Here is a 13,166-nt window from a genome sequence, read left to right on the forward strand (position 1 = left end):
AGGCGAACTGAAGCGGGACAACGGGACAACGGGGGAACGAACATGGCAGACGCACGACGGCAACTACGCTCGGGCACGGTCGTACTCGGCGGCATGGGACTCCTCGCGGTGACCCTCACCGCCTGCTCCTCGGACCCCGACAAGCGCTGCGTGGACCGCGACAGCTACAACGCCACCAAGGGCTACCAGGTCGTCGCGGACAAGAACTGCAAGTCCACCAAGACCTCCGCCAACGGCTCCTGGTACTACGGCGGCAAGAAGAAGAGCGGCTGGATCGACGGCGGCTCCTTCACCAAGTCGGGCAAGGGATCCGGCAGCAGCACCAGCGACAGCAGCGTCGACCGCAACGGTTTCGGCAGCGGCAGCGGCAGCTCCGGCGGCTGAGCGACCCGGACCCCGATCGGACACGTACGCCGTGGAACGCCGAACCATCGAGCCCCGTGACGGCTGGCAGCAGACCGTCGAGCAGCAGGGCCTCATCTACCCCCTCACCCGCTACCCGGACGACTCGCTGCGCCCCTACTGGGACGAGAGCGCCTACTACGCCTTCTCGCTGCCCGAGGTGGAGTCCCTGGAGGAGGTCGTCGAGGACCTGCACCGCATGTGCCTGGCGGCAGCCGAGCACATCGTCACCGCGGACCGCTTCGCCGACCTCGGCATCACCGACCCCCGTCTGCGCGAACTCGTCGCCGAAGCCTGGCACCGCCGTGCCGAACTCCCCTCCGTCTACGGCCGGTTCGACCTGCGCTACGACGGCACAGGCCCCGCCAAGCTCCTGGAGTACAACGCCGACACCCCGACCTCCCTCGTCGAGGCCGCCGGCCCCCAGTGGTTCTGGATGGAGGACCGCTTCCCCGGCGCCGACCAGTGGAACTCCCTCCATGAACGCCTCGTCGCCGCCTGGAAGAAGCAGGCGTCCCTCCTCCCGCCGGGCAGCCCCCTCTACTTCGCGCACTCCGCCGCCGACGAACTCGGCGAGGACCTGATGACGGTCGCCTATCTGAAGGAGACCGCCGAGCAGGCCGGCCTCGACACGGACTGGATCTCGATGGAGGAGATCGGCTGGGACCCGCTGTCCGGCCGCTTCGTCGACAACCAGCTCCACTTCATCCGCAGCTGCTTCAAGCTCTACCCCTGGGAATGGCTCACCTCCGACCGCTTCGCCGACCACGTCCTGAACACCCTCGACAACGGCGGCGGCACGGGCACGACGATGTGGATCGAGCCCGCCTGGAAGATGCTCCTTTCCAACAAGGCACTCCTCGCCATCCTCTGGGAGCTGTATCCCGGCCACCCGAACCTCCTCCCCGCCCACCTCGACGGCCCGAGGGAGCTGGCCAGGACGACGGGGTACGTCGCCAAGCCCCTCCTCGGCCGCGAGGGCGCCGGTGTCACCGTCCACGAACCCGGCGCAGCCCCCCTCGTACGTGACGAACCCTGCTGTTACCAGGAGCTGGCCCCCCTCCCCTCCTTCGACGGCAACCGCGTCGTCCTCGGCGCCTGGGTCGTCGAGGACGAGTCGGCGGGTCTCGGCATCCGCGAGTCGTCCGGCCTGATCACGGACGAGTACGCCCGCTTCCTGCCACACGTGATCGTCTGACGAGGCCTAGACCCCGAGCACCCCTCTCAGCTGAGCCAGCCCCCAGTCGAGGTCCTCCTTGCTGATGACCAGGGGCGGGGCGATCCGGATCGTGACCCCGTGTGTGTCCTTGACCAGGACGCCGCGGTCCATCAGCTGCTCGGAGATCTCCCGGCCCGTGCCGTACTCCGGGGCGATGTCGACGCCCGCCCACAGCCCGCGCCCCCGCACCTGGGTCACATGGCCGGTGCCTGTCAACAGCCCCAGCTCCCGGTGCAGATGCTCGCCGAGCTCCGCCGCCCGCCGCTGGTACTCGCCCGACCGCAGCATTGCGATCACCTCCAGCGCCACCGCACAGGCCAGCGGATTCCCGCCGAACGTCGACCCGTGCTCACCGGGGCTGAACACCCCGAGCACCTCGCTGCTCGACACCACCGCCGACACCGGCACGACACCGCCCCCGAGCGCCTTGCCCAGCACATACATGTCCGGCACCACACCCTCGTGGTCACAGGCGAAGGTCCGGCCCGTCCGTCCCAGCCCCGACTGGATCTCGTCCGCGATGAACAGGACATTCCGCTCCCGCGTCAGCTCCCGCACGCCCGGGAGGTAACCGGCCGGCGGTACCAGCACCCCGGCCTCGCCCTGGATCGGCTCCAGCAGGACGGCGACCGTCTCCTCGGTGACCGCCGCCCGCAGCGCGGCCAGGTCCCCGTACGGCACGATGTCGAAGCCCGGTGTGTACGGCCCGAAGCCGGCCCGCGCCTCCGGGTCCGTGGAGAAGCTGATGATCGTCGTCGTACGGCCGTGGAAGTTGTTGCTCGCCACGACGATCCTCGCCCTTCCGTCCGGGACTCCCTTGACGCGATATCCCCACTTCCGGGCCGTCTTCACAGCGGTCTCCACCGCCTCGGCGCCCGTGTTCATCGGCAGCACCATCTCCATGCCGCACAGCTGCGCCAGTTCCGTACAGAAGTCAGCGAACCGGTCGTGGTGGAACGCCCGCGACGTCAGCGTCACCCGCTCCAGCTGCGCTCTCGCCGCGTCGAGCAGCCGCCGATGGCCATGTCCGAAGTTCAGCGCCGAATATCCGGCCAGCAGGTCGAGATAGCGGCGACCCTCGACATCGGTCATCCAGGCCCCGTCCGCCGTCGCAACGACAACCGGCAGCGGGTGGTAGTTGTGCGCGCTGTGCGCGTCGGCCAGGGCGATGTACGCCTCCGTGGTCTCCGTCGCGGTCACGGGATCTCCTTTCCTGCGGCATCGGGCAGCTTGTTACTTGCGCCGGAGTGCGCCTTGTGTGGGCTTGTGGCTTATTTCCTATCGTCGCTCGGATGGTGGACTGGGGGACCCTGCGATCCGGCGCGCCCGGTAGGCTGATCCGCGGGCCGTGACTGGCGCGCTGGGATGGGACCGACCATCGGGGAGCGGCCCAATCACTGTGTGCCGTGCGCCTGGGCCGAACCGCGAACGAACGCCACGTCCGGAGGCCGTCATGCCAGAGCCCCTTTCCACCGAGTCCACCGCCTTCCGTAGTGCCCTCGACGTGATCCGGGCCGTGGAGCCCCGCGTCGCCGACGCCATCGGTCAGGAAATCGCCGACCAGCGCGACATGCTCAAGCTGATCGCGTCCGAGAACTACGCCTCCCCGGCCACCCTCCTGGCCATGGGCAACTGGTTCAGCGACAAGTACGCCGAAGGCACCGTCGGCCGCCGCTTCTACGCCGGCTGCCGCAATGTCGACACGGTCGAAGCCCTCGCCGCCGAGCACGCCCGCGAGCTCTTCGGCGCCGAGCACGCCTACGCCCAGCCGCACTCCGGCATCGACGCCAACCTGGTCGCCTTCTGGGCCGTCCTCGCCGCCCGCGTCGAGGCCCCCGCCCTGGACCGGGCCGGCGTCCGCAACGTCAACGACCTCACCGAGGCCGACTGGGCCCAGCTCCGCCGCGACCTCGGCAACCAGCGCATGCTCGGCATGTCCCTGGACGCCGGCGGCCACCTCACCCACGGCTTCCGCCCGAACATCTCAGGCAAGATGTTCGACCAGCGCTCCTACGGCACCGACCCCGCCACCGGCCTCATCGACTACGAGGCCCTGCGCACCTCCGCCCGTGAATTCAAGCCGCTGATCATCGTCGCCGGCTACTCCGCCTACCCCCGCCTGGTGAACTTCCGCATCATGCGGGAGATCGCCGACGAGGTCGGCGCGACCCTGATGGTCGACATGGCGCACTTCGCCGGCCTGGTCGCGGGCAAGGTCCTCACCGGCGACTTCGACCCCGTCCCGCACGCCCAGATCGTCACCACCACCACCCACAAGTCGCTGCGTGGCCCGCGCGGCGGCATGGTCCTGTGCGACGAGACCCTCGCCGAGCAGGTCGACCGCGGTTGCCCGATGGTCCTCGGCGGCCCCCTCCCGCACGTCATGGCCGCCAAGGCCGTCGCGCTCGCCGAGGCCCGCCGCCCCGAGTTCCGTGACTACGCCCAGGCTGTTGTCGACAACGCCCGCGCCCTTGCCGAGGGCCTGATGCGTCGTGGCGCCACCCTCGTCACCGGCGGTACCGACAACCACCTCAACCTGATCGACGTCACCTCCTCCTACGGCCTCACCGGCCGCCAGGCCGAGTCCGCGCTGCTCGACTCGGGCATCGTCACCAACCGCAATGCCATCCCCGCCGACCCCAACGGCGCCTGGTACACCTCCGGCATCCGCATCGGCACCCCCGCGCTGACCACCCGTGGCCTGGGCACGACCGAGATGGACGAGATCGCCGGCCTCATCGACCGCGTCCTCACCACCGCCGAGCCCGGCACCACCGCCAAGGGCAGCCCGTCCAAGGCCCAGCACGTCCTGGACCCGAAGATCTCCGACGAGATCTCCCACCGCGCCACCGACCTGCTGACCGGCTTCCCGCTCTACCCGGAGATCGACCTCGGCTGACCCGCACCCCTGCGGGGGCTACATGTCGATCAACTCGTGTCGTGGTTCCCGCGGCGGTCCGGCAGCCTCACGCCGGGCCGCCGCGCGGCGTATCAGGAGGGTCCCGCAGCTGCCGAGGGCCAGGCCCCCGGCGAGTCCGGCTACCGCCCACCACAAGCCGGTGTCCTCGGCCGTCGCCGCAGCCGTCGTCGTTGCCGCACGGGGCCGCTCGATGGATGTGGATGTGGACGTCGGTGCGGGTGCGGCGGAGGCGTCCTCCGTCGTCTGCCAGGGCGCGGGATAAACGCCTCCCCCACCCTCACCGGACGGTTTGCCCAGCACGCCCAGCTTCTTGAACAGCGCGCGCACCTGGGCCGGTTGCTCGGCCCGGTGCCAGTAGCCGTTCAAGTTCGACATGTTGGTCGCCGTGTGTATCCAGACCTCCTTGCTGCGTGGCGAGTCCGGATAGACGCGGTCGACCCGCCACGGTGACACGTCATGGGCCATCCACGTGACATTGAGCTGACGTCCGCTGCCCACGCCCAGCCCGGGCGGTTCTTCGCGTATGCCGCTGCCCGGCTTGCCGAGCAGGCGTTCCAACTCCCCGTACCGCACGTCCGAGTAGTACAGAGCGGTGATCTGTGCACTCTCCGGCGACGCCACCAGCACACTCGTCGGACCGCCGGCCACCGCGGATGGCGCCCCCAGCAGCACCAAGGCGAGGGACACCCCCAGCGCCCCCAGCACCCCTAACGCCCCCATCAACGCGCCCAGTTCACGAATCCTGCGCATGCGAACCCCCAACCAGCCAGTCGAACCCGTGCGGCCTGTCCCGCGCCGCGTGTCACTTCTGGTACACCGCTCGACCCGCCGGGGTTCCCACTCGGCGCCGACCAGATTCCGGCCGCTCCATCCCGGCCGCTCCAACGACAGCTCTGGCTAGTTCAGCGACTTCGCGATCTCCACCGCCCGGGCCTTCGACGCCACTCCCTCCAGCCGAAGGGTCATGCCGCCCCCGTGTATCCACAGCAGCGTGGGCCCCGCGGTCCGCTTGGAGCGGGTGAAGCGATTGCCGTCCTCGTCCACCAGCCAGAAGCTCAGCAGATGTGGCTCGGGAAACCACAGCGCCGTGTGCGTGAAGTCCGTGGCCGCGCCCAGCGGCACATACTCAGGAGACTTCCGCACGGTCTTGGTGAAGGCGGGGTCCAGCCGCGCCGGGTACTCGTCCAGCCGGACCGTCCGCCCCTGCTCGCGCCAGCACAGGCTCATCAGGAACCGCCCCTCCGGCTCGCGCGTCACCGTCACGGCGTCGGGTGTTCCCAGGGCAGGCGGGGTGACAGGCGCGAACCCCGCCCGCCGCTGGGCCTGCGCCGGCGTCAGGGAAGGGCCACACCCAGGCACCCGGGCCCCGTGCGAGGGCACCGCCGACGGGTCGTGCCGCACCTCGACCCCGCCGAAGTCGAACCAGTCGAGGACCGCTGCGCGGACCGGGGGCGTGAGCACCAGGACCGTCAGCAGACCGCACAGGCCGGCGGACAGCGCCCGCCGGTGCGCCCGCGCCCAGCGGCGCACCGCCCGGAGCCGCTCGCCGGGCCTGGGAGGCTGGGCCACCGGCACCGGCACCTGATCGGCCAGTATCTGCTCCAGCACCCGCTCGACCATCGACTCGCTCCCGGCCGCCCCGGTCGGGTCCAGTGACCGCCCCAGCGCCCGCAACTCCTCCGGCAGCCGCGACGCACCCTCACGGGCACCCCGCCCCCGGCCCCCGGAGGATCCGGCGCGCTCCTCGTCGTGCGACTCGCCCGTGTCACTCATGCTCATCACCTCCTTCCCTGGGCTCTCCGGGCTTGAAATCCGGCAGGAGCCGGCCGAGCTTGCGCAGGGCGCGGTTGAGGCGGGACTTCACCGTGCCCCGCGGCCAGCCCAGGGCCTGGGCCGTCTCCGCCTCGTCCATCTCCAGGAGATAGCGATAGGTGACGACGAGCCGGTGCTCCTCGCTCAACTGATCCAGGGCGGCGAGCAGCGTCGCGCGGCGCTCTATCTCCAGCGCGGCGACCGCCGGGTCCGCCGATTCCGGTATCAGCGGCTCCGCCTCCACGAACGCGGCCTCCCGGCCGGCCAGCGTCCGCTGGCGCACCGCCGTCCTCACTGTGTTCCTCGTCTCATTGGCGACGATCGACAGCAGCCACGGCTTGAACGCCGCGCCGTCCCGAAAGCGCCCCAGCGAGCAGTAGGCCTTGATGAAGGCCTGCTGCACCACGTCCTCCGCGTCCGCACCCGCCCCGAGCGCCCTGGCCGCCCTGATCGCGATGCCCGTATGGGCACGCACCAGCTCCGCGTACGCCTCCGGCTCCCCGGCACGTACCCGCGCGATCACCACGGCCTCGTCGACGACGATGCGGCCCCCCTCCCGCGTCCTCACACTCTTGCTACACCGCCGAGGGCCAATCGGTTCCCACCCGCGCCGCACCTGTTTCCGGACCCGCATCCGGACCGACATCCGGACCGGCTTCCGGACCCGCATCCGGGCCGGGATCCGGACCGGCTTCCGGACCGGCATCCGGATCTGTTTCCGGTCAGTTCCGGACCCGGTCCCCACACCTGAGAGAATGGTGAGCATGGCCTCTGATCGTCCCCGCGTGCTCTCCGGAATCCAGCCCACCGCAGGCTCGTTCCACCTCGGCAACTACCTCGGCGCCGTCCGCCAGTGGGTGGCCCTGCAGGAGTCCCACGACGCGTTCTACATGGTCGTCGACCTGCACGCGATCACCGTTCCGCAGGACCCCGCGGACCTGCGCGCCAACACCCGGCTCGCCGCCGCCCAGCTGCTCGCCGCGGGTCTCGACCCGGATCGCTGCACGCTCTTCGTCCAGAGCCACGTCCCCGAGCACGCCCAGCTCGCCTGGATCATGAACTGCCTCACCGGCTTCGGCGAGGCGTCCCGCATGACCCAGTTCAAGGACAAGTCTGCCAAGCAGGGTGCCGACCGCGCCTCCGTCGGCCTTTTCACGTACCCGATCCTGCAGGTCGCGGACATCCTGCTCTACCAGGCCAACGAGGTCCCGGTCGGCGAGGACCAGCGCCAGCACATCGAGCTCACGCGCGACCTCGCCGAGCGCTTCAACGGCCGCTTCGGCCAGACGTTCACCGTCCCGAAGCCGTACATCCTCAAGGAGACGGCGAAGATCTTCGATCTCCAGGATCCGTCGATCAAGATGAGCAAGTCGGCGTCGACCCCGAAGGGCCTCATCAACCTCCTCGACGAGCCGAAGACCACCGCGAAGAAGGTCAAGAGCGCGGTCACCGACACGGACACCGTCATCCGCTTCGACCCGGAGACCAAGCCCGGAGTCAGCAACCTGCTCTCGATCTATTCGACCCTCACGGGAGCGGGTATCACCGAACTGGAAGAGAAGTACGAGGGCAAGGGCTACGGTGCGCTGAAGACGGACCTCGCCGAGGTCATGGTCGACTTCGTGACGCCGTTCCGGGAGCGCACCCAGCAGTATCTGGACGACCCGGAGACGCTCGACTCGATCCTGGCCAAGGGAGCCGAGAAGGCACGTGCCGTCGCCGCGGAGACGCTCTCCCAGACCTACGAGAGGGTGGGCTTCCTGCCCGCCAAGCACTGACTGCCCGTAAGGCAGCCGACGACACCGTCAGTACAGCAGCCAGTCCCGCAGTCAGTGCCCGGGCCAGTACCGCAGTCAGTGCCCGGGCCAGTACCGCAGTCAGTGCCCGGGCCAGTACCGCAGCCAGTACCACAGTCCCTTCGACTTCCAGTACGAGACGAGCACAACACCCGTACGACAGCCGGTACTGGGCTGCGCGGCCGTACAGTCGATAGCCGAACCAACCGGGCAGTCACCCCTGCCCGCGAAGCAACACCGACACGACGACAGGAGACGACGTGGGGACCGTAACGATCGGCGTGTCGATCGCGGTCCCGGAGCCTCACGGCAGCCTGCTCCAGGAGCGGCGCGCGGGCTTCGGCGACCCCGCGGCTTGCGGCATCCCCACCCACGTCACGCTGTTGCCGCCGACGGAGGTCGACGACTCGGCGCTGCCCGCGATCGAGGCGCATCTCGTCGAGGTCGCGGCCGTCGGGCGCCCCTTCCCGATGCGGCTGTCCGGGACGGGCACTTTCCGTCCGCTGTCGCCCGTCGTCTACGTGCAGGTCGCCGACGGCGCCGAGTCCTGCACCTGGCTGCAGCAGCAGGTCCGGGACGTGTCCGGGCCGATGGCCCGCGAACTGCACTTCCCGTACCACCCGCACGTCACGGTGGCGCACGGCATCGACGACGCGGCGATGGACCGGGCCTACGAGGAGCTCGCCGACTACCGGGCCGAGTGGCCGTGCACCGGGTTCGCGCTCTACGAACAGGGCGCCGACGGCGTGTGGCGCAAGCTGCGCGAGTTCGCCTTCGGTGGCGCGGCCGTACCCCCACAGGTCGTACCCCCACAGGCATGCGCGCCCGCGGAGCACGACACCACGCTGCCGACCTCCCACTAGAGGCTGCCGACCTCCCACTAGAACCAGGCCCTGTCCGATCGTCAGATCGGCAGGCGCCGGAACACCGCCCGCGGCACATGCCGCAGTGCTGCCATCACCAGCCTCAGCGCCCCCGGCACCCACACCGTCTCCGAGCGTCGCCGCAGCCCCACCTCGATGGCGGTCGCGACCGCCTCCGGAGTGGTGGCCATCGGCGCCTGAGCCAGGCCTGCCGTCATCCGCGTACGGACGAAGCCGGGGCGTACGACCATCACGTGCACGCCGGTGCCGTACAGCGCGTCGCCCAGGCCCTGCGCAAAGGCGTCCAGGCCCGCTTTGCTGGAGCCGTAGATGAAGTTGGAGCGCCGGGCGCGCTCACCCGCGACCGACGAGAGCACCACCAGGGAGCCGTGTCCCTGTGACTGCAGGGCCCGCGCGCACACCAGTCCCGCCGACACCGCGCCCGTGTAGTTGGTCTGCGCGACCCGCGCCGCGGACACCGGTTCCTTCTCGTCCCGCGCCTGGTCGCCGAGGACCCCGAAGGCGAGCAGCACCATGTCGAGGTCGCCCTCGGCGAAGACCTTGTCGAGCACCGTCTCGTGGGACTCGGAGTCGAGAGCGTCGAAGGCGACGGTACGGACGTCCGCGCCCAGCCTGCGCAACTGCGCGGCGTCCCTCTCCAGGGTCGGCGAGGGCCGTCCCGCGAGCCATACCGTGCGGGTGCGCCGCGCGATCAGTCGGCGTGCCGTGGCCAGCGCGATCTCGGACGTGCCGCCGAGGATCAGCAGGGACTGGGGGGCACCGAAGTCCTTCATGAGAACCACACTCCTAGGGGGCGACAGGGGGGCGATACAGGTGGCGAGACAGCGAAACGGCACTCTTGGAGGAGCGACAGAGCACTTTCAGGGGCAGCGGATTCACAGACCGAGGCGACGGGACAGGTCCGACATGAACACCCCGCGCGGATCCAACTCGCCCCGCAGCGCGCGGAAGGAGAGAACGTGGCGGGCGAACGAGCCCGACACGTGGTGGTTCTTGCCGTGGAGGTCCGCGCCGAGCGCGCCGCCGACCGTGACATAGCGGGTCCCGGGCGTGACCGGTCGAGCGGCGGTCGGGGCGGTGCGGCCCCAGCCCGTGACGGAGACGGCGTAGGCCGGGAAGGGGGCGGTGGCGGCAGGCATGACCGTGACCGTAGTGCCGGCCATCACGGCCAAGGGTGCATAACACCCCAATCTCCACGGGCCTGGCGACTCCTCACCGAAATGGGTGATTAATTGGAATGTCGTCATAGATCGCCGTAATTCTGTGGCTATTCCCTGGAAGAGTGGCCACTCCCTAGACGAGGGGGATCGCATGGGCAACCTCGACGGCATGCACCGTCGACTGCCGGCGGTCGGGCTCATCGGAGCGGCGGTCGACCGTGAGCGGGGGTCGCATACGCCGTAGGAAGCGGCGCACCGACACCGTCCCGGGCGCCGGAATCGGCATGGCGCTCGCCACTGTCCTGCGATTTTGGGGTACCCGGACCTTGGCCTTCCGAGGGTCTTCCAAGGCGTCGGCTTTTCTAGGCGAGGGCAGAGTCGGATCATGGACTGGCTGAAAAAGCTCCCCGGCGTGGGCCCCTGGGTCACCCGCCTGATGGCCACGCACGCGTGGCGGTCGTACGAGCGTCTGGACCGGGTGAAGTGGACGCGGCTCGCCGCCGCGATGACCTTCATCAGCTTCGTGGCGCTGTTCCCGCTGCTGACCGTGGCCGCCGCGATCGCCGCCGCCACGCTCTCGACTGACCAGCAGAAAGAGCTCCAGGACAAGCTCGCGGAGCAGGTGCCCGGCATCTCCGATCAGCTGGACATCAACGCGCTGGTCCAGAACGCCGGCACCATCGGCCTCATCGCGGGCGCCGTCCTGCTGTTCACCGGCATCGGCTGGGTCGGCTCGATGCGGGACTGTCTACGCGCGGTCTGGGAGCTGCCCGACAGCGAGGAGAACCCCGTCCTGCGCAAGCTCAAGGACGGCGGCGTCCTCGTCGGGCTCGGCGGCGCGGTGCTCGTCACCATCGCCGCCTCCACCATCGCCGCCACGACGGTGGGCTGGACGGCCCGGCAGTTCGGCATCGAAGAGCACGGCTGGGGCGGCAACCTGCTGCAGGCCGCCGCGTTCACCGTCGCCGTACTCGCCGACTTCCTGCTGCTCCTGTACATCCTGACGCTGCTGCCGGGTGTCCAGCCGCCGCACGGCCGGCTCGTCGTCGCCGCGCTGATCGGCGCCGCCGGCTTCGAGCTGCTCAAGCTGCTGCTCAGCAGCTATATGCGGGACGTCGCGTCGAAGAGCATGTACGGCGCCTTCGGCGTGCCCGTAGCGCTGCTGCTGTGGATCAACTTCACCGCGAAACTGCTGCTGTTCTGCGCCGCCTGGACGGCCACGGGGCCCGACGACTCGGAGTCCCCCGAGGTCAGCGACGCCGACGCATCAGATCAGGCAGGGGCCACCGGCGGTTGACCAGGAAGACACCGGCCGCGAGCAGTACGAGGAGGCCGCCCGCGACGGCCAGGGCGATCGCGACGCCGCCCGAACCGCCCGCAGTGCCGGAAGCGGCGGCCACCGGCTTCGCGGACGCCTTGCTGCCGTTGTCGTTGCCCGTGGCGTCGGCACCGGGAGTGGACGCGTTCGCGCCGGGCTGCGCGCTCGTGTCGACGCCCTTCGGCGCCACCAGCTCGCCCACCGGCTCGACCTTGTCCGCGGCCTTGAAGCCCCAGTCGAGCAACTGCGCGGCCTCCTTGTAGACCTCGTTGTGCTGGTCCTTCTCCGGGTTCATGACCGTGACGAGCAGCACCTTGCCGTCCCGCTCGGCGACACCGGTGAAGGTGGCGCCCGCGTTGGTGGTGTTGCCGTTCTTCACGCCCGCGATGCCCTGGTACGTGGAGATGTCGGTGTCACCGGTCAGTAGCCGATTGGTGTTCTGGATCTCGAAGGACTCGCGGGTCTTTTTGCCGTTCTTGCCCTTCTTCGTCTCGCCCGGGAAGTCTGCCCGCACGGTCGAGCAGTACTCCCGGAAGTCCTTCTTCTGCAGTCCGGAGCGGGCGAACAGCGTCAGGTCGTACGCCGACGACACCTGGCCCTTCGCGTCGTAGCCGTCCGGGCTGACCACGTGCGTGTCCAGGGCCTGGAGATCCTCGGCGTGCGCCTGCATGTCCTTGACCGTCTGGTCGACGCCGTCGTTCATCGCGGACAGGACGTGCACGGCGTCGTTGCCCGAGCGTAGGAAGACGCCGAGCCACAGGTCGTGAACGGTGTACGTCTCGTCTTCCTTTATCCCCACCATGCTGGAGCCCGAGCCGATGCCCGCCAGGTCGGAGACGGTGACCTTGTGTTTCTCGGTCTTCGGGAACTTCGGCAGCACGGTGTCGGCGAAGAGCATCTTCAGGGTGCTCGCCGGGGGCAGCCGCCAGTGCGCGTTGTGGGCGGCCAGGACGTCGCCGGACTCGGCGTCGGAGACGATCCAGGACCGCGCGGTCAGGTCCTTCGGCAGTACCGGGGCGCCGGAGCCGAGGTCGACCTGGGTTCCGGCCTGGCCGAGCCGTACACCGCCCACGGTCGACATGTTCGCCGGGGGAGTGGCGCTCGGGGTCGGCGACGGCTTGTCGGCGGCGAGGACTGGCGCGGCCGTCAGCGAAAAGGACAACAGGGTGGCAGATGTGACCAACAAGGAGCGCTTGACGGTCTTTTTGGAGGCGGGCACGGTCGAGAAAGTACAGGGCGCCGGTCGGGAAGTCCCATCGCCCTCCCCACCCCGGAGGCGGGGTCCGGCCGACGGCGGCGATACTGAACCCATGAAGCTCAGCCGCCCCATCTCCTGGTTCCTGCTCGCCTTCGGGGTGTGGAGCTGGGTCATCTGGATCACTTTCGTCAAAAACCTTGTCAAGGACAGCAGTGGGCTCGCGTTCGACGACGCGGGCGACCCGACCGCGTACTTTTGGGTGCACCTGACACTCGCCGTCGTCTCCTTTGTCCTGGGGACGGTCGTCGGCGGCATCGGGTTCCGCGGCCTGCGCGCGTTGCGCCGGAAGCCGTAACCGGAAGCCGGAAGCCGGAAGCCGGAAGCCGGAAGCCGGAAGCCGGAACCGGAAGCCGTACCGGAAGCCGGAACAGGAAAACTGGCAGAGGAAAGAGTGGGG

General features: G+C 69.6%; 14 protein-coding genes, 1 pseudogene and 1 riboswitch. Of the genes and pseudogenes, 8 read left to right on the top strand and 7 right to left on the bottom strand.

What is annotated here, in order from left to right; translation table 11 throughout:
• The first annotated feature begins 42 nt into the window (after positions 1 to 42).
• Together ACX28W_RS35430 and ACX28W_RS35435 are read left to right on the top strand one after the other, a co-directional pair.
• Entirely contained in the window at positions 43 to 384 is a 342-nt protein-coding gene (locus ACX28W_RS35430; protein WP_459004111.1) for a hypothetical protein, read from the top strand.
• 31 nt (positions 385 to 415) lie between these two features.
• On the top strand, positions 416 to 1,600 hold the full coding sequence (locus ACX28W_RS35435) for a glutathionylspermidine synthase family protein (RefSeq protein WP_459004112.1): 1,185 nt from the start codon (positions 416 to 418) through the stop codon (positions 1,598 to 1,600).
• A gap of 6 nt (positions 1,601 to 1,606) precedes the next feature.
• Here the strand turns inward: ACX28W_RS35435 and rocD are convergent, their stop codons facing one another.
• Positions 1,607 to 2,821 carry an ornithine--oxo-acid transaminase gene (gene rocD, locus ACX28W_RS35440; protein WP_459004113.1) on the bottom strand — a complete coding sequence of 405 codons (1,215 nt, stop codon included), beginning with the start codon at positions 2,819 to 2,821 and terminating at the stop codon, positions 1,607 to 1,609.
• Between the two features lie 138 nt (positions 2,822 to 2,959).
• A riboswitch (ZMP/ZTP riboswitch) is annotated at positions 2,960 to 3,046 on the top strand.
• Positions 3,047 to 3,074: 28 nt separating this feature from the next.
• On the opposite strand from rocD, the gene ACX28W_RS35445 reads away from it, so the two are divergent.
• Positions 3,075 to 4,520 carry a glycine hydroxymethyltransferase gene (locus tag ACX28W_RS35445; protein ID WP_459004114.1) on the top strand — a complete coding sequence of 482 codons (1,446 nt, stop codon included), beginning with the start codon at positions 3,075 to 3,077 and terminating at the stop codon, positions 4,518 to 4,520.
• An 18-nt stretch (positions 4,521 to 4,538) separates the two neighbouring features.
• Here ACX28W_RS35445 and ACX28W_RS35450 read toward each other — a convergent pair whose 3' ends face one another.
• The 3 genes from ACX28W_RS35450 to ACX28W_RS35460 all read right to left on the bottom strand — a co-directional run bounded on the left by ACX28W_RS35450 (position 4,539) and on the right by ACX28W_RS35460 (position 6,876).
• Positions 4,539 to 5,291 (bottom strand): hypothetical protein, encoded by a 753-nt coding sequence (locus ACX28W_RS35450; protein WP_459004115.1) that lies wholly within the window; start codon positions 5,289 to 5,291, stop codon positions 4,539 to 4,541.
• Between the two features lie 147 nt (positions 5,292 to 5,438).
• Positions 5,439 to 6,320: a hypothetical protein gene (locus ACX28W_RS35455; RefSeq protein WP_459004116.1), complete on the bottom strand. Its 882-nt coding sequence runs from the start codon at positions 6,318 to 6,320 to the stop codon at positions 5,439 to 5,441.
• Positions 6,307 to 6,876: an RNA polymerase sigma factor gene (locus tag ACX28W_RS35460; protein WP_459004138.1), complete on the bottom strand. Its 570-nt coding sequence runs from the start codon at positions 6,874 to 6,876 to the stop codon at positions 6,307 to 6,309. The genes ACX28W_RS35455 and ACX28W_RS35460 overlap by 14 nt, the downstream gene beginning before the upstream one ends.
• 241 nt (positions 6,877 to 7,117) lie before the next feature.
• Between ACX28W_RS35460 and trpS the strand changes: the two genes are divergently transcribed.
• Together trpS and ACX28W_RS35470 are read left to right on the top strand one after the other, a co-directional pair.
• A complete protein-coding gene (trpS, locus tag ACX28W_RS35465; RefSeq protein ID WP_362071485.1) occupies positions 7,118 to 8,131 on the top strand; it encodes a tryptophan--tRNA ligase in 1,014 nt (337 codons plus the stop codon).
• 278 nt (positions 8,132 to 8,409) lie between these two features.
• Positions 8,410 to 9,012, top strand: coding sequence for a 2'-5' RNA ligase family protein (locus ACX28W_RS35470; RefSeq protein WP_459004117.1), 603 nt, complete (start codon positions 8,410 to 8,412; stop codon positions 9,010 to 9,012).
• Positions 9,013 to 9,053: 41 nt separating this feature from the next.
• On the opposite strand, the gene ACX28W_RS35475 is transcribed toward ACX28W_RS35470, so the two are convergent.
• Positions 9,054 to 9,806: a decaprenylphospho-beta-D-erythro-pentofuranosid-2-ulose 2-reductase gene (locus tag ACX28W_RS35475; RefSeq protein ID WP_459004118.1), complete on the bottom strand. Its 753-nt coding sequence runs from the start codon at positions 9,804 to 9,806 to the stop codon at positions 9,054 to 9,056.
• A 102-nt stretch (positions 9,807 to 9,908) separates the two neighbouring features.
• On the bottom strand, positions 9,909 to 10,172 hold the full coding sequence (locus ACX28W_RS35480; protein ID WP_459004141.1) for a hypothetical protein: 264 nt from the start codon (positions 10,170 to 10,172) through the stop codon (positions 9,909 to 9,911).
• Between the two features lie 269 nt (positions 10,173 to 10,441).
• Here ACX28W_RS35480 and ACX28W_RS35485 point away from each other — a divergent pair.
• Positions 10,442 to 10,591 (top strand): annotated as a pseudogene (locus ACX28W_RS35485) (GtrA family protein); the annotation flags it as partial.
• Positions 10,579 to 11,490, top strand: a complete 912-nt coding sequence (locus tag ACX28W_RS35490) for a YihY/virulence factor BrkB family protein (protein WP_459004119.1) — start codon at positions 10,579 to 10,581, stop codon at positions 11,488 to 11,490. The pseudogene ACX28W_RS35485 and the gene ACX28W_RS35490, both read left to right, overlap by 13 nt.
• On the opposite strand, the gene ACX28W_RS35495 is transcribed toward ACX28W_RS35490, so the two are convergent.
• Entirely contained in the window at positions 11,444 to 12,730 is a 1,287-nt protein-coding gene (locus ACX28W_RS35495) for a D-alanyl-D-alanine carboxypeptidase family protein (RefSeq protein ID WP_459004120.1), read from the bottom strand. The two genes, ACX28W_RS35490 and ACX28W_RS35495, sit on opposite strands and share 47 nt — an antisense overlap.
• A 91-nt stretch (positions 12,731 to 12,821) precedes the next feature.
• On the opposite strand from ACX28W_RS35495, the gene ACX28W_RS35500 reads away from it, so the two are divergent.
• The gene (locus ACX28W_RS35500; protein ID WP_459004121.1) at positions 12,822 to 13,064 is read left to right on the top strand and encodes an SCO4848 family membrane protein; all 243 of its coding nucleotides are present in this window, start codon (positions 12,822 to 12,824) and stop codon (positions 13,062 to 13,064) included.
• Positions 13,065 to 13,166 lie beyond the last annotated feature (102 nt).

The sequence above is a fragment of the Streptomyces sp. SD15 genome (genome assembly GCF_054462255.1).